The organism is Blautia luti, from assembly GCF_013304735.1.
Lineage (GTDB): Bacteria > Bacillota > Clostridia > Lachnospirales > Lachnospiraceae > Blautia_A.
Genome location: NZ_JAAITI010000002.1, coordinates 209,212 through 223,378 on the forward strand (window position 1 = coordinate 209,212; position 14,167 = coordinate 223,378).

Annotated in this window: 16 protein-coding genes; 2 read left to right on the forward strand and 14 right to left on the reverse strand. The window is 43.7% G+C overall.

Annotation, left to right across the window (positions count from 1 at the left end):
- Window positions 1–60: 60 nt before the first annotated feature.
- Window positions 61–1,035: a choloylglycine hydrolase gene (gene bsh, locus G5B06_RS02275; RefSeq protein WP_148448784.1), complete on the reverse strand. Its 975-nt coding sequence runs from the start codon at window positions 1,033–1,035 to the stop codon at window positions 61–63.
- Window positions 1,036–1,058: 23 nt separating this feature from the next.
- Entirely contained in the window at window positions 1,059–2,453 is a 1,395-nt protein-coding gene (locus G5B06_RS02280; protein WP_148448782.1) for an MATE family efflux transporter, read from the reverse strand.
- 235 nt (window positions 2,454–2,688) lie between these two features.
- Here G5B06_RS02280 and G5B06_RS02285 point away from each other — a divergent pair, with 235 nt between their 5' ends.
- Both G5B06_RS02285 and G5B06_RS02290 read left to right on the forward strand, forming a co-directional pair.
- The gene (locus G5B06_RS02285; protein WP_119238896.1) at window positions 2,689–2,988 is read left to right on the forward strand and encodes a BMC domain-containing protein; all 300 of its coding nucleotides are present in this window, start codon (window positions 2,689–2,691) and stop codon (window positions 2,986–2,988) included.
- 16 nt (window positions 2,989–3,004) lie between these two features.
- Window positions 3,005–3,295, forward strand: coding sequence for a BMC domain-containing protein (locus G5B06_RS02290; RefSeq protein WP_148448778.1), 291 nt, complete (start codon window positions 3,005–3,007; stop codon window positions 3,293–3,295).
- A 375-nt stretch (window positions 3,296–3,670) separates the two neighbouring features.
- Here the strand turns inward: G5B06_RS02290 and G5B06_RS02295 are convergent, their stop codons facing one another.
- The 12 genes from G5B06_RS02295 to G5B06_RS02350 are packed head-to-tail and all read right to left on the reverse strand — an operon-like array spanning window position 3,671 to window position 14,145.
- The gene (locus tag G5B06_RS02295) at window positions 3,671–4,258 is read right to left on the reverse strand and encodes a nucleotidyltransferase family protein (RefSeq protein ID WP_173761739.1); all 588 of its coding nucleotides are present in this window, start codon (window positions 4,256–4,258) and stop codon (window positions 3,671–3,673) included.
- Window positions 4,259–4,277: 19 nt separating this feature from the next.
- Window positions 4,278–4,997: a selenium cofactor biosynthesis protein YqeC gene (gene yqeC, locus G5B06_RS02300; protein ID WP_173761740.1), complete on the reverse strand. Its 720-nt coding sequence runs from the start codon at window positions 4,995–4,997 to the stop codon at window positions 4,278–4,280.
- A gap of 18 nt (window positions 4,998–5,015) precedes the next feature.
- Entirely contained in the window at window positions 5,016–5,867 is an 852-nt protein-coding gene (gene yqeB / locus G5B06_RS02305; protein ID WP_420314375.1) for a selenium-dependent molybdenum cofactor biosynthesis protein YqeB, read from the reverse strand.
- The gene (locus G5B06_RS02310; protein ID WP_173761741.1) at window positions 5,839–6,660 is read right to left on the reverse strand and encodes a DUF975 family protein; all 822 of its coding nucleotides are present in this window, start codon (window positions 6,658–6,660) and stop codon (window positions 5,839–5,841) included. The genes yqeB and G5B06_RS02310 overlap by 29 nt, the downstream gene beginning before the upstream one ends.
- Window positions 6,661–6,663: 3 nt before the next feature.
- Window positions 6,664–7,263 (reverse strand): histidine phosphatase family protein, encoded by a 600-nt coding sequence (locus tag G5B06_RS02315; RefSeq protein WP_148448768.1) that lies wholly within the window; start codon window positions 7,261–7,263, stop codon window positions 6,664–6,666.
- On the reverse strand, window positions 7,256–7,636 hold the full coding sequence (locus tag G5B06_RS02320; protein WP_173761742.1) for a bifunctional adenosylcobinamide kinase/adenosylcobinamide-phosphate guanylyltransferase: 381 nt from the start codon (window positions 7,634–7,636) through the stop codon (window positions 7,256–7,258). Before G5B06_RS02320 ends, G5B06_RS02315 begins: the two co-directional genes overlap by 8 nt.
- A 27-nt stretch (window positions 7,637–7,663) precedes the next feature.
- Window positions 7,664–8,440 carry an adenosylcobinamide-GDP ribazoletransferase gene (cobS, locus tag G5B06_RS02325; RefSeq protein WP_173761743.1) on the reverse strand — a complete coding sequence of 259 codons (777 nt, stop codon included), beginning with the start codon at window positions 8,438–8,440 and terminating at the stop codon, window positions 7,664–7,666.
- The gene (locus G5B06_RS02330) at window positions 8,437–8,964 is read right to left on the reverse strand and encodes a bifunctional adenosylcobinamide kinase/adenosylcobinamide-phosphate guanylyltransferase (protein ID WP_148448762.1); all 528 of its coding nucleotides are present in this window, start codon (window positions 8,962–8,964) and stop codon (window positions 8,437–8,439) included. The genes cobS and G5B06_RS02330 overlap by 4 nt, the downstream gene beginning before the upstream one ends.
- 1 nt (window position 8,965) lies before the next feature.
- Window positions 8,966–10,018, reverse strand: a complete 1,053-nt coding sequence (gene cobT / locus G5B06_RS02335) for a nicotinate-nucleotide--dimethylbenzimidazole phosphoribosyltransferase (RefSeq protein WP_173761767.1) — start codon at window positions 10,016–10,018, stop codon at window positions 8,966–8,968.
- The gene (locus tag G5B06_RS02340; RefSeq protein ID WP_148448760.1) at window positions 10,018–10,446 is read right to left on the reverse strand and encodes a GtrA family protein; all 429 of its coding nucleotides are present in this window, start codon (window positions 10,444–10,446) and stop codon (window positions 10,018–10,020) included. The genes cobT and G5B06_RS02340 overlap by 1 nt, the downstream gene beginning before the upstream one ends.
- Window positions 10,418–11,374: a glycosyltransferase gene (locus G5B06_RS02345; RefSeq protein WP_148448758.1), complete on the reverse strand. Its 957-nt coding sequence runs from the start codon at window positions 11,372–11,374 to the stop codon at window positions 10,418–10,420. The genes G5B06_RS02340 and G5B06_RS02345 overlap by 29 nt, the downstream gene beginning before the upstream one ends.
- A complete protein-coding gene (locus G5B06_RS02350) occupies window positions 11,371–14,145 on the reverse strand; it encodes a YfhO family protein (RefSeq protein WP_173761744.1) in 2,775 nt (924 codons plus the stop codon). The genes G5B06_RS02345 and G5B06_RS02350 overlap by 4 nt, the downstream gene beginning before the upstream one ends.
- Window positions 14,146–14,167 lie beyond the last annotated feature (22 nt).

Here is a 14,167-nt window from a genome sequence, read left to right on the forward strand (position 1 = left end):
CCCCGGACAGTCATAAAATCATCCTGCTTATTCTAGCACATACAAAAAAACTCTGCAATTTTAATTCTGCATACAGATTTTTTCGCCCTGAAGAACCGGATATCTCACAGGCACAGTCCCATCCAGATCTTCATGGTGCATATCAACTGCAGAAATCTGATGATTTTCGTAAGTTGTATAATAATAAATTCCTTTATCACAGTTACAGCAGGAGGTATAAAGAGTAATCTCATATTTTCCTGGTTCTACCTCACAGCATCCTCTCTGCTGGTCAACAGACCCCAGGATATGAAAGAACTGGCTGACGCTTTCTTCCTCGGAATCTCCGGAAAAAGAATGGTCTTTCACAAACGCTACTCTTGCAAACCTGGATGCAGAAGAAAGATCTCCCGGAAGTCCCAGCGCTCCCATACCACGGCTGTAGGTTTTTAATCCCAGCGATTCAGAAAAATGATTTTCCGGCTGTCTGGGAGAAAGATGCATATAATTATTCAGCATAAACATCTGCTGGTCAAAAGGCGGATTATTGGTAAGGACTCCTGCCGGATTATCCCAGACGTGAAGACCGTCCGCCATAGATTCCACTGTGATCGATTCTTCTTTATCCGCTATGATCCAGTGAAGCTGTGCACAGGGAAGCATTTCACTGAAGGGAGTTTTTACAAGATTGATCTTTTTCAGGAGATCTTTTGCCTCCTGCACAGTGGCACATTTACCAAGGATCCAAGGAATGAATTCAAACTGTGCCACATTTTCTTTTCCATTTTCCACCACATTATATACAGCGTTTCCAACAAAATTAAGGCCTGCCATTCCAAGGCCTTTTTCATTGACAGCATCATAATAAAGTGGATAATCTCCTGCTACGTGAGCCATGCCTATGATCGCATAATGGCTGGAAAGTTTCTCCATATGCCGGAACTCAAATGTATAATTTCTCGGTGTGATGGTGATCTCATCTCCATAAGAGAATTCGTAATCCAGTGTTCTTCCGAAGTAAAAGTCTTTTGTCTTATAAGTTGCTGCTGTACACATAAACTGTTCTCCTTTTTGTTATTTTATATCTTCTGCCTGTTAGTTTGTTTTTCCCCGGTTCCCGGCTTTCCATTCAGTTCCGGCAAAACCGTTGCCAGCATGGTAAAAAAGCATGCACAGCCGCCTACCAGATTGGAAATCGGTTCTGCCCAGAATACACCGTCTGTTCCCAGTCCTCTCATATAGGGAAGCAGGATCGTCAGGGGAACGACGATGATCGCTTTTCGAAACAGTGAGAAAAAGGTCGCTTTTTTTGCTTTTCCAAGTGCTACAAATACACTCTGTCCCGTAAACTGAAGTGCCATAAAGCAGAATCCGAAAAAATAGATATGCAGTGCCGGAACACCCTTTTCAAGAAGTTCCGGATCGCTGTTAAATATACGGATAAAAAATTCCGGCATCACTTTCAGGATTCCCCAGCCTGCCATTGTATAAACAATACAGACTACTGTGATAAATTTAATGGCCTTTTTGATCCTGTCGTACGCCTTTTCCCCGTAGTTAAAACTCATAACCGGAGACGCTCCCGTGGTCAGTCCATGAACTGGCATAGTAAAAATGTCCCTGACAGAGTTTAAGACTGTCATAACACCTACATAGATATCTCCACCCCAGGTCTGAAGTGTTGCATTACAGACCACCTGCACAAGACTGTTGGTAAAAGCCATAAAAAATCCGGACATACCAAGGCTTACAATATCAGCCACTCTTTTCCAGGAAATCTTCATGGCACTTTTTTTGAGATTTAAAACCGCCTTTTTCCCACAGAGGAATCTTAATACCCATACAGCTGAACAAAACTGTGAAATGATCGTAGCCACTGCCGCACCTCGGACTCCCATATGTAATCCAAAGATAAATAACGGGTCCAGAACGATATTTAATACTGCTCCGATCAGAATCGTAAACATTCCTGTATTTCCAAATCCCTGGCTGTTGATAAAAGGATTCATTCCCAGTGTGATCATTACAAACAGTGTTCCCAAAAGATAGATCTTTATGTAACTGGCAGCATAGGGAAACGTAACATCACTGGCTCCGAACGCATAAAGGATCGGCCTGTAAAAAACAAGCCCGATCACGGTAAGGGCCATGCCTGTACCAATCAGCATCACAAACGTATTTCCCATCAGCATTTCTGCTTCTTTTTCATTGCCTCTTCCCCGTTCCATGGAACAAAGTGGAGAACCGCCATTTCCGAACAGATAGGTAAATGCTGTGATCAGTGTTATGATGGGAAAACACAGTCCCACGCCAGTCAGTGCGGTCGCCCCGATCTCCGGGATCCTTCCGATATAGATCCGATCTACAATATTATATAGGAGATTCAGTATCTGCGCGATGATCATCGGTACCGCCACTTCCATGATATTGCGATATACATTTCCTTTCGAAAAATCCGTTTGATGCGTTTGCATTTTTACACCTTCTCAGTAATTTTTAATATTTTTACTATACTATAGATAAAAATCAATGTAAATATCCTGTCGTTTTTTGCCGACATAATGTTTTCTTATGACAGATTCTTTTATTTATTTCTTGTTATTTGTGACGGAATCGTTTATAATAAAACCATAAAAACGGAAATGATTCCACGTACAATCGGTCAAAAAACCACACCACGGAGAATCAACCCCGAACGGAGGTATTTTTATGGATAATAATTACAGCGGCATGGCCGTAGGTGTCTTTGAGCTGGATAACCTGGTTGCCTGTTTCGTTGCCCTTGATGCTGCTTCCAAGGCAGCTAATGTTAAGATTCAGAGTGTTGAACGTAACCGTCTGAAAAGCGGTGCCTGCGTAAAGATGCGTGGTTCTGTCTCTGATGTGAATGCAGCTATGGAGGTTGCGCTGGAAGCAGCTAAGCCTCTTGGTAAGGTCGTTTCTCATACTGTGATCGCTTCTCCTTCTGAGGATACAGAGATTGCGCTGAAAATGACGATCAACAAGTAAAGGGGGAGACTGATTTATGAATTATGGTGCTTTTGGTTTAGTTGAGGTTGTCGGCAGCAGCAATGCGATTCTTGTGATCGATCAGATGTTGAAGACTTCTGATGTTTCTTTTCTTACATGGCAGACGAAGTGTGGTGGCCACGCTACTGTTTTTCTGACTGGTGATGTTTCTGCTGTGACTGCTGCTGTAGACAGTGTGAAGGGGAATCCTCCCTGTGAGATTGTGGCTTCTGCAGTGATTTCCAATCCTTCTGAGGAGACGGTTCGGTTGGCTGAGGAAGAGGCGGCTAGGAATCATTTTATGTAAGTAATAATAAATAAAAGTATGATAGACGTACGCAGGGAACCGCCCTGGCGTATCGGGAAAGGCTTCGTCGTCCGCTGAATTCTAAGGCGCTGCGGCTTCTGCTAAAACCATTCCCAAAAGTTCTGAACTCGCGTCCAGACGCTCAGACAGCAGACCTTTTGGGAATAACGCAGAAACCACACCACCTAAGAATCAGCAGGACTCCTGCAGAACATCCCGATACGCCAGGGCGGTTCCCTGCTGGCTTTCTTTTTTCCGGTAATAAGTCTAGCCGTCTACTTACTTGTTGTAGTTAGTATATCAAAGCGTAAGTTATAACCTAAAGCCCCTCGCTACCACCACTAAATTTCCAGGTGCCGCACGCCAGACGGTACCTCACCGGCGTCCGTCCGCCATCACATCTACATCCATCACTTCCATCCCATCCACCACCCTCATTACCGCCACATCCCCCCGATTCCGCACAACCACTCTCTTCCCACCAACATCTCCCTCAAGTCCCATCAATTCCCCATAATACCTCTCTGAAAATACACAAGGATTCCCAAGCTTCCCACCATACTCCACACATGCAATCCCTTTCCCCTCTCTCAAAAATACCCCAACCAGAGCAAGGATCGTCTCTCCTCGAAGCCACGGCTGATCAGACACCGTAAACAGGCAGGCATCCATCTCGCGATTTCTCCTGAGTCCGATTTTCAGAGAAGAAGATATCCCCTCATCCGGATGTAGATTATAAAGCACCTGTGCACCACATTTTTCCGCTTCTGCCGCTATCTCTTCATACTGCGTTACCACTGTAATCTCACAGCTATGTCCCTGTTCTTTCAGCACTTCCCGCACCTTCATAAGTTCCGAAAGAATATGTCGGTACATTGGTTCTCCTTCAATGGTATACAAAAGCTTATTACTCCCAAACCGTCTGCTGTTTCCTGCTGCCAGCATGATCAGTCCCAGCTTCATCTCTCATCTCCTCCTTATTTCATGAAACTTCCGGCATATTTCCTGTCGGTCGCATCGTCTCTTTCAGACTTCCACACACTGCTTCTATGCCGGCTTCCTGACACTTTTTAATGATATTTTCAGCCACATCTGAAGATTCCAGCACATCAGCCTTGTTAAAATATACCAGAAAACTCTTTTCACCTACATTTTTACGCAATCCATCTTCTGCTGCCGCAATCTTTACAACATCTTCCCACATCACCGGCTCATCTGTCTTTTTCTGCAAAAATTCTGCTACATCATCCGGGCGATGCGCCGTATCACAGATCTTTTTTCCAATACAGTCCAGCCCTGTCACACCCACTACAATATCCGCAAATTCTGGAATTACCGGTTCATGCACAGCAGGAACCTTCAAAGGTAGTCTCTTCGCTCCATCTGCTTCTACAAGAAGAAGATCACAAAAACCGGACAACCTTTTCAGAGTTTCCGGTTCAGGGCCGGAAATCTTCGGCTGTCCGGCTTTATGTTTCGCCGCGATCACATATCCATATTGTTCTATAAGCCGGCAGAGTTCCTCTGTATCCTCTGCATCTGCAAAAGGACGCTTTGGTTCCCATGCCATGTGGGTGGTTGTTGTCACGATCACACGTCTCCCCTGGCTGGAAAATTTTTCCGCCAGATAAAAGATCAGGCTGGTTTTTCCTCCGCCGCCTGTAAAGGCAGCTGTCAGGGATTCTTTTTCTTTTCTGTTCATGACATACCCCACCTGTTTTTAATTTTTTTCTGTTGTGGTATCCGGGAGTATCCCACAGGATAGCAGTACTTCCAGTACACCTCCGGCAATGCATCTTGCCTTATCCGAAATCGTAAAACAGTTTTTCTTCTGTTCCGCTCTCGGATCAATATCTGCAATTTTCATCCCTTTAAAAACAGGATAGCCGTCACGGATCAGTCCCCGGATCACTCCGGATATCGTTGCTTTTACAGGAACATCCCCGACCATGGCAATGATCTGGTCTTTTTCTACGATATCTGCGATCCTGCTGATATTTTTCATTTCACCTGCCGCCGGTGAATGGATCACTCTTTCTTTTCCGATTCCTGCGATTAGACCAGGCACACCTGTGTTTGGAAGTGCACTGCCTTCTTTTATGATCCTTCCCAGATTATGGCCTCTCATGGTTTCGATCACATAATCCACATCTTCCCCTGCAGTAAATCCAGGCCCAAGACCTACGGTCACTGGTGCCATATCTCTGTTTGTCCCAAGATTTTTTTTTGCAAGGATCGCATCGATTACTGCTGCCGGTGAAAGTTCCCGGATATGTTTTCCCTCCGTATCTGTCAGAAGAGGAATTTCTCCTTTTTCCCAGCACCTTCTACACTGTGCCGGAATTTCCGTTTCCGGGATCCGTCTGCACACAACGCCTTCCACTTCCGAAGTTCCGTCATAAACAGCTTCACAGAAAGCCACATGACGACGGATAGCGCTTGGCCGGTCACATTCCAGAATCAGAATGTGATAGCCGCTCTGGTGGAGTTTATGGATCACACCGGTGGCAAGATCCCCGCCGCCACGTACAAGGATCATTTTATCAGTCATAATAGAAGTTTCCATTTTCATACACCTGCTGTCCGTTATTTCCCGGCATTCCTGCTGCCAGAGTATCGTAAAGTTCCGCATAGGTTGCATCCTGATATGGAGATACATAGAACAGACCTACCAGTCCAAATGTGATCGTAGAAAGGATATTCCACGGAATGAAGGAAAGATCCAGAACAAACGTATTCCACTTCTGTCCATACATCATATCACGGCTTCTTGCAAAAACTTCTTTTCTGTCCATATCCGGATATTCTGCAAGAAGATACGGAACCATCTTATATTCATAAGACTTTATGATTCCCGGGATAATAAACAGTAAGGTCCAGAGAAATGTAAACAGATCCCTGAAAAACATGGTCTTTACTACATTTCCATAATATCCGGAACGAAATGCGCTGAGCAGTTTGCCGACACCTGGAACTGCATACAGATTTTCAATATAAAAACTGCGCCCTCCTACTTCAAATACATTGCACACAAAAATTTTAAGTAATATCCCGACCAGTGCCGCCGCAACAACTACTCCGGCTCCTACCAGTGCAAAAATCAGTGCCCACGGAGAATACGATCCGCCAAACATATGGCCTGCATAGGAACTGAAGCCATCGGAATGATAGGTATTGACCTGATAACTGTAATCTGAATTCATCACATTGCCGGCACCACTTTGAGCTGCGCCTTTTCCGCCGGATGCCAGCACGATAGCAAGCACCAGACTGACCAGAACTGCGGACCAGTAATTTTTTCGGAAAGCCTGTTTTGCACGCCATTTCAGATCACTGCGTGTCCAGCTGATTATCCGTCCATTCATTTTTTAACCCTCCATATATGCTTCACAGACTGTAAACTCTCTGCGTTCTTTTTGCCAGAGATCCGGGTCCAGTTCAACCAGATAACCGCCGCCGTTTTTTACATGCCATTCATAAAACGGTCTGTGTCTGTCTGCATATTCTTCCATAATATTCATAATGGTTCCGCCATGAATCACCAGCGCCGCTGTATCCACATTTTTTCGGATACACTGTGTCACAGCTTTCTGAAATCCTGTAAGGCTGCGATATTTAAAGCCTTCTCTGCTCTCTCCGCCCGGAAACGGCATTGTTCCATTGCTGTCTATCCATTTCTGATAATTTTCATTTCCGGCAAGCTCTTTGTAATTTTTATTCTCAAACTCTCCAAAATCACATTCCGAAAGCTCTTCTATAATGTGAAGCTGTTTTCCCGGAAAAAGGATTTCTGCTGTTTCCACACAGCGGAGAAGCGGACTTACAAACAGCTCCTCCGGCATGGGATAGGAAATTTTTTTCAGAAATTCCCGGCCTTCATCACTCAGCGGCTCATCCGTGGTACCGATATAACGTGAAAGTTTGTTTCCCGGAGTCTGGCCATGACGTATCAGATATAATTTAATCATTTTTCAGCACCATCCCGATTCCACATACAACTCTTGTAACCTTGCTGCTTTTTCCCGCAAGTTCCGTACAAACACGGCCTACAGCCTCCCGATACTGCCGTTCAAAAGCATCAGCCGGAACGATTCCGTATCCTACTTCCTCACTGACCAGAACCACACCCGGATTTTTCTCCGCAAGTTTTTCCGTAAGGCCTGACAGATTCGCACCTGCTTTCAGGCACTTTCTTATGTACTGGTGAAAACCGAGAACTCCTTCTGCTTCCAGAAGTTCCTCCTCTGTAAGCTCTGCACCACATTTCCATTTCACATCGGGAAACTGTTTTTTTGCATAACTGCTTTTCCCCTGATAGGCACCGCCGATTATCATTTCCATATCCTTTTACCTCATTCCATTTTCATTTCACAGAACAACTATACCAGTTACGCCCAGCACCAGAGCCATCACAACTTCACAGATACAGAGGAAAAAGCCTGAAAGATCTCCGGTCGTTCCTCCAAAATATTTCATGGCCATATGATGATACCACCAGAATACCAGCAGTGCTGTTCCTGCTGCAAGTACACCTCTTACTGGATTGATCCATATCATCAGTACTGCCAGTGCCGCAAACATCATGACCAGAACATTTCGTGCCACAATCTCTGATGCATTTCTGGAAAATTCTGCTACGGTTCCATCTGTCCTTGCTTTTGGAAATATGATCACACCAATTCCGGAAAGACATCTGGACATCATAAATCCAATGCTCATGATACAGATTCCATCGTGATCACCAAGCAACTGTCTCCAAGCACCCAGCCACAGAATAAAATAAACGCAGGCTGTGATAATGGCAAATGCCCCTGCATGAGAATCTTTCAGAATCTCCAGTCTTCTTGTACGCTCCTGCCAGGAACTTAACGCATCTGAAGTATCCAGAAGTCCGTCCACATGGATCCCGCCTGTGACAAAAACCGGGATCACGGTAAGGATCACTGCAAGAAAAAACGGCTCCATCTGTACATGGCTTCCCAGCACATATCCAACAAGCCAGGTCAGAATACCGATGGCTGTTCCTACAAAAGGAAAGAAACACATCATGTACTTCATGTTTTCTTTATTCCAGTCTACCATAGGTGTGGGAATCTTTGAAAACATGGCAAATGCCGCTTTAAAACTGTTCCATACACTTTTCATGCTTTCTCACCACCTTTATGCCAGACCGGGATTCCGTATACCACTTCTACAACAGCATCCGCCATTTCAGCCAGATTGCAGTTGATCTTTCCCAGCTGTTCCTTATACTTTTCGGATTCTCCTTCATAGAGAATTCCATCGGAAAAAATTTCGTTGGTAACGATCACCACGTGTTCTGCCTGTGAAAGAAGGTTTCTTACTCCTTCTGTGATCTTTTCGGAAACCTCCGGATGGAATCCATCTTCCCGGAACATTTCATTTGCCACCAAATTGGACATACATTCCAGAAGCACGACACAGTTTTTTGGAAGTATCAGCTCATCCAGCTCTGTGTATCTCTCAATGGTCTCAAAACCTTTTCCTGCCCGCATCCGACGATGTCTTCGAATGCGGCGGTGACTTTCCTCATCAAAAGCTTGCATGGTGGCAATATAGATCCTTCTCGCCTCTCCAAAAGAAAGAACCCTGTCCTCCGCAAAAGCAGATTTTCCGCTTCCGCTTCCTCCTGTTACAACAACCAGCATCTTATTTCAGCTCCTCATACTGTTCTACATTGATATCTCCAAAAGTACTCATGGAATTGTATACTGCACAGGAAAGATCCATCAGCGGAAATAATGCAACTGCTCCGGTACCCTCTCCAAGGCACATTCCCGCATGGATGATCGCTTCTTTATCCAGCTCTTTCAGGATCAGATGTGCCGCCGGTTCTTTGGAAACGTGAGACGCAATAATATAATCCTGTACCTGCGGGCAGATCTTTACTGCGATCAGCGCAGACACACAGGAAATAAATCCATCCATCACAACCGGCATACCAAGTGCCGCTCCACCGATAAACACACCGGCCATTCCTGCAATATCCAGTCCTCCTACCTTTGCCAGGACGTCAATGGCATCCGAACGATCCGGACTGTTTAATGCAATCGCTTTTTTGATCGCATTAATTTTTCGTACAAGCCCCTCACCGGAAAGTCCGGCTCCTCTTCCTGTCATATCTTCTACCGGTTTTCCCAGAAGCACTGCCGCAACTGCACTGCTGGTAGTGGTATTTCCGATTCCCATTTCACCGGTGGCAAGAACCTGGTATCCTTTTCCCTTCAGTTCCTCAGCCATGGCAATTCCCGCTTCAATTCCCTGAATTGCCTGTTCTCTTGTCATTGCCGGCTCTTTTGTCATATTTTTGGTTCCGTAAGCAACCTTATGATCTGTACGTACTTTTGTGTCCGTTACCATTCCAACATCCACAGGAAACAGCTCCGCTCCGCACTGACGGCACATTACACAGCAGGTTGTGGTTCCTGCCAGAAAATTCTCGGCCACAATTGTGGTAACTTCCTGCCCGGTCTGTGTCACGCCTTCCTCCACAACCCCATTATCCGCACACATGGCAACCACTGCTTTTTTCTCCACACGGACATCCGGAGTACCTGTGATACCGGCAATCTGTGTCAACATATTTTCAAGTTCACCCAAGGAATGCAGTGGCTTTGCAATACTGTCCCATCTTTTTTTTGCACCCTCCATGGCTTTTTCATCCAGCGGACGGATCTTTTTTACTGCCTCTTTCAAAGTCATCATTTGCTACCTCCCGTCTTTTTACCTGTAGTAAAAATTAAAAATTTACTAAATATATAATTCAGCACCAGCACAAGAAACTGGGTGCAGAATTTTGCAACCATGTCATGAAATCCCATTACAACAGCCAGAAGCCACACACCGCCAACTTCAATAACCATCGTCACCAGACGTGCACTTATAAATTTTACAAATGGCTGTATGTGATCTTTCAGTGTCTCACACGAATCGTGAAATACAAATCTGGAATTTACAACATACGCAAACAGGATTGCCAGTATAATTGATATGATGTTGGCAGCCATCAGAGGAAGCCCTGCAATTCTCATAAGATAAAAACTTACCAGATTTACAAGTGTTGTACAGCCGCCCCAGAAAATATAACGAATGACATCATTTTCATACATCTTTAAAATCAGTTTCTTCACTTATCATTCCTCCATGTATAATTTTTGATACGATATATCTCGGCCGATGCTTTACCTCTTCGTAAATTCTGGCAATATAATATCCGATAATTCCAAGGCTCAGCATAATTGCACTGCCAATAAACAATGTGACAATCAAAAGGGTCGTATACCCTTCTACTGCATGTCCGGTAAAATACCGTATCAGAGAATATATAAGAAGAATCAGCGAACACAGAAAACAGGCACCTGCTCCCGCAGTTACAAACTGCAACGGAATCGTAGTAAATGACACAATATTTCGGAATGCATATCCAATTAACGCTCTTGTAGACCATTTCGTCTCCCCGGCTTCTCTTTCCTGAACTTCAAAAGGTACGGAAGTACTTTTAAATCCAACCCAGGACGATGCCGCCCGGAAAAACATATTTCTCTCTGGCATGGAAAGAACACTCTCTACTGCTTTTCTATCCAGCAGTTTAAAATCCGACGCATTTTTCATATCAAAACCTGTAGCTCCGGACATGATTCTGTAGAAAAATCCAGCACTTTTTCCGTGAATTCTGCTTTCTTTACCCCGGCTTTTTTTGACGCCTTCTATTACTTCAAATCCCTGTCTCCACAACAAAAACATTTTTACAAGCGTTTCCGGCGGGTGCTGAAGATCACAGTCCATCACTGCCACCGCATCCCCGGAAGCCTGTGCAAGTCCTGCAATAATTGCGGCCTCTTTTCCAAAATTTCTGGAAAAATGTATTCCTGAAATATTTCTGTCTTCTTTCGATACTTTTTCGATCACATTCCAGGTTTTGTCTGAGGATCCGTCATCCACAAAAACCAGTTCATACTCTATTTCTGAAAAACTCAAAATTTCTTTCAATGTACGGCAGGTTTTTGCCAGAATCTGTTCTTCGTTATACGCAGGCAAAACCACCGATAATCTGCTCATTTTTTCTGTTTTCCCCTTTCTCCAGATTTCTTTGACTTCCGATATGACACTGCAATCAGCAGAAACAGAAGCAGCCCGGTTGCTGTCAGTATCAATCCCGGTACAATATATGGAGTACAGTAAGTAAGTACAATCTCATGTTTTCCCTTTTTTAATTCAATTCCCATATACATACTGTTGGCTTTTATAAGATCAACCTTTTTTCCGTCTACGTAAGCACGAAATCCCGCACTGTAAGGAATCGAAAATGCCAGAAATTTATCGGAAGATACTTCAATATCACCGATAATTTTATTTGTTTCCATACTCACATTCTCAAGGCTTTCTTTTCCAAGCTTCTCTGTCTGTTTTTCAACAGATTCCATAGGCTGACACACCAGATACAGATCATCAAACGTATATTCTCCTGGCATGGAAAATGTCAGCGTCATAGTTCCCGCACTGTAATTTTTATACCCCATATTCAGAAGAAAATTATGACGGCCACTGTATCCGTTATATTTATCGGTAAAAATCCGAATTGTCTTGTCCACAGACCCCAGTGAAACCTCCACTGCTGATTCTTTGCTTTCCTTCCAGTAGCGCCAGTTATCATCTTCGTAAAGAATCTGGTTCTTTTCGTATTCCGTAAGAGAATTCCATTTTTTATCGCTGACCTGTTCCCGGGGAGAATAAGCACTAAAATCCAGATTTTTGGCAATCAGATAAACTTCTGATTTGGGCTCTCCCCGATATCCGATAGAAATTTTTGCATTTTTCTTTGTCACAATAATTTTTCCATCTTTGATCTTACATCCTTTACCAGCTTCCAGTGTAAAATCTGCTTTCTTGTCATCAAAGGAAAGCTGCGTTTCCGGAAGGCTGCTTTTTTCCACAACTGCTCCCTGCAGCAATGCCTGCTGTTTTTCGGTCACAGAAAGCTTTTCATATTTTTCTCTGGAAATCCAGGAATCGTACGTATAGCCCAGTGGCAGAGAATCCTCATCTTCATAAATTCTGTACTTTTTGGTTGAAGCAGCCTCTTCGTCATATCCGTAAGGAATATATCCATATCCATTTCTTTTGACAGCAAAATATTTCACAGAAGCAAGTCGATCCAAAATCGTTCTTCCATCCAGACTGCTGTAATGATAATCCCACGGCGTATTCAGATACATTTCGTCAAAAAACCGGCTGATATTTCCATTTGCCACACTGAAATAATAGGAAGTACTGTTAGTTCCCATATACATGGCAGTATTTACGTAAGAGCCCGTTTTGTACTGATCATACCTGCTGGAAGAAGACCCATCCAGGGACAGAATCGTCCGATCCGGCCCATCCTGAAGTTCTTCCAGTGCCCGATTCTTTTCTTCAAACTCTGACAGATAATTTTTTTCATAGGAATACTGATAAGATACATTCAGAATAATGCTTGTTACCAGCACCGCAACCAGCATTCCACAGAGATATTTTCCCTGTATGAAAATGTTCCCATAGGAAAGCACTGTAAATACAGCCAGTACCAGCAGCATCACAGCCATACTGTTCCGCTCCGTGCGGGCAGATTTCGAAACCAGCGCAAGAACACAATATACCAGCAGCATAATAAAAATCCGTCGTTTTTCCTGCATCTGCAAAGTAAACAGTTCCGGATATGCCTGCACCAGAATATAGGCGATCAGCATTCCATATGCCCAGATCCAGCGGTTGGAGACATAGGAAAATCCATTGAGCACATGACCAGCAAAAGGAATCAGCAAAAACAGATTCAAAAGTACAAATCCCAGTTTCAGTCCTGTATATTTTTTTCTTTTGGAAAAAATTACAAACACGCCTGCCATGGCAACTGCAGAATATCCAGCCACTCCCCACTGGATCATATTCTCGCCGATCAGGCAGCCGAGATATTTTTCATAATAAATGCGATCATATAAAAATGGCACATAATTCTGTGCCTGAAAACGCTCTGTCCCAAACAGAGTCATGATCACAGGCAAAAAGATCAGTGCAGCAATCATAAGTGCCACCAGATAAAATCCGGCAAATTTCAGGAACCACTGAAATACATCTTTTACGGAACGCTTCCGGAATATGCCGAAATACCGGAAAGCCGCATATAACACCATAAAGACACTGATCATATAAAAGAAATAAAAATTTGACATTGCCGCTACAGCCGTTGCCCAGATAAAAAGGTATGGCTTTTCTTTTTTGTAGACCTTATCAATTCCCATAAGAACAAGCGGCAGATAAATCATGGGATTGGAAAAATAAGGATGTTTCATGGACGCATAAATAGTCCACCCTGCAAATATATAAACCAGGCAGCCGATAAATGTCGCCTGTTTTGGATTTTTTCGATAAAAACAGTAGATACTGAACGTAATCCCCGCAAGATAAATCCGCAGAAAAATCAGGATCTCATATAAGATTTCCGTATTTTTTTCGGGAACAAAAACGGAAAACAAAGTCAGCGGATCGCCGATCACATAATAATGCAGTGTTGTAAGGATATCAGAGCCATAACCAATGTGCATATCCCACATAGGCAGCGATATCTTATGGTCAAATACCAGTGTTTTCAGCACATTCCGCAGATATTTTCCATAATAGGCCAGAGCATTGATATGCTGTGGAACTCCATCATGACTCCAGACCAGTGCTTTTCCATTAAAATAAAAGCAGCCATAAATAACCAGCGAAATCGCCGCAAAAACCATCGTATACAGAATATAAAAATCTGCTTTTTTCTCTTTCCCGGATTTCTCCTTCGAAAAAAATTTTCTCATATATGTCTCTCCTGTATATGAA

Excerpts from the sequence above, each read along its gene's own strand:
- bsh (WP_148448784.1), bottom strand. The coding sequence starts at position 1,035 with ATGTGTACAGCAGCAACTTATAAGACAAAAGACTTTTACTTCGGAAGA.
- G5B06_RS02280 (WP_148448782.1), bottom strand. The coding sequence starts at position 2,453 with ATGCAAACGCATCAAACGGATTTTTCGAAAGGAAATGTATATCGCAAT.
- G5B06_RS02285 (WP_119238896.1), top strand. The coding sequence starts at position 2,689 with ATGGATAATAATTACAGCGGCATGGCCGTAGGTGTCTTTGAGCTGGAT.
- G5B06_RS02290 (WP_148448778.1), top strand. The coding sequence starts at position 3,005 with ATGAATTATGGTGCTTTTGGTTTAGTTGAGGTTGTCGGCAGCAGCAAT.
- G5B06_RS02295 (WP_173761739.1), bottom strand. The coding sequence starts at position 4,258 with ATGAAGCTGGGACTGATCATGCTGGCAGCAGGAAACAGCAGACGGTTT.
- yqeC (WP_173761740.1), bottom strand. The coding sequence starts at position 4,997 with ATGAACAGAAAAGAAAAAGAATCCCTGACAGCTGCCTTTACAGGCGGC.
- yqeB (WP_420314375.1), bottom strand. The coding sequence starts at position 5,867 with ATGAAAATGGAAACTTCTATTATGACTGATAAAATGATCCTTGTACGT.
- G5B06_RS02310 (WP_173761741.1), bottom strand. The coding sequence starts at position 6,660 with ATGAATGGACGGATAATCAGCTGGACACGCAGTGATCTGAAATGGCGT.
- G5B06_RS02315 (WP_148448768.1), bottom strand. The coding sequence starts at position 7,263 with ATGATTAAATTATATCTGATACGTCATGGCCAGACTCCGGGAAACAAA.
- G5B06_RS02320 (WP_173761742.1), bottom strand. The coding sequence starts at position 7,636 with ATGGAAATGATAATCGGCGGTGCCTATCAGGGGAAAAGCAGTTATGCA.
- cobS (WP_173761743.1), bottom strand. The coding sequence starts at position 8,440 with ATGAAAAGTGTATGGAACAGTTTTAAAGCGGCATTTGCCATGTTTTCA.
- G5B06_RS02330 (WP_148448762.1), bottom strand. The coding sequence starts at position 8,964 with ATGCTGGTTGTTGTAACAGGAGGAAGCGGAAGCGGAAAATCTGCTTTT.
- cobT (WP_173761767.1), bottom strand. The coding sequence starts at position 10,018 with ATGACTTTGAAAGAGGCAGTAAAAAAGATCCGTCCGCTGGATGAAAAA.
- G5B06_RS02345 (WP_148448758.1), bottom strand. The coding sequence starts at position 11,374 with ATGAGCAGATTATCGGTGGTTTTGCCTGCGTATAACGAAGAACAGATT.
- G5B06_RS02350 (WP_173761744.1), bottom strand. The coding sequence starts at position 14,145 with ATGAGAAAATTTTTTTCGAAGGAGAAATCCGGGAAAGAGAAAAAAGCA.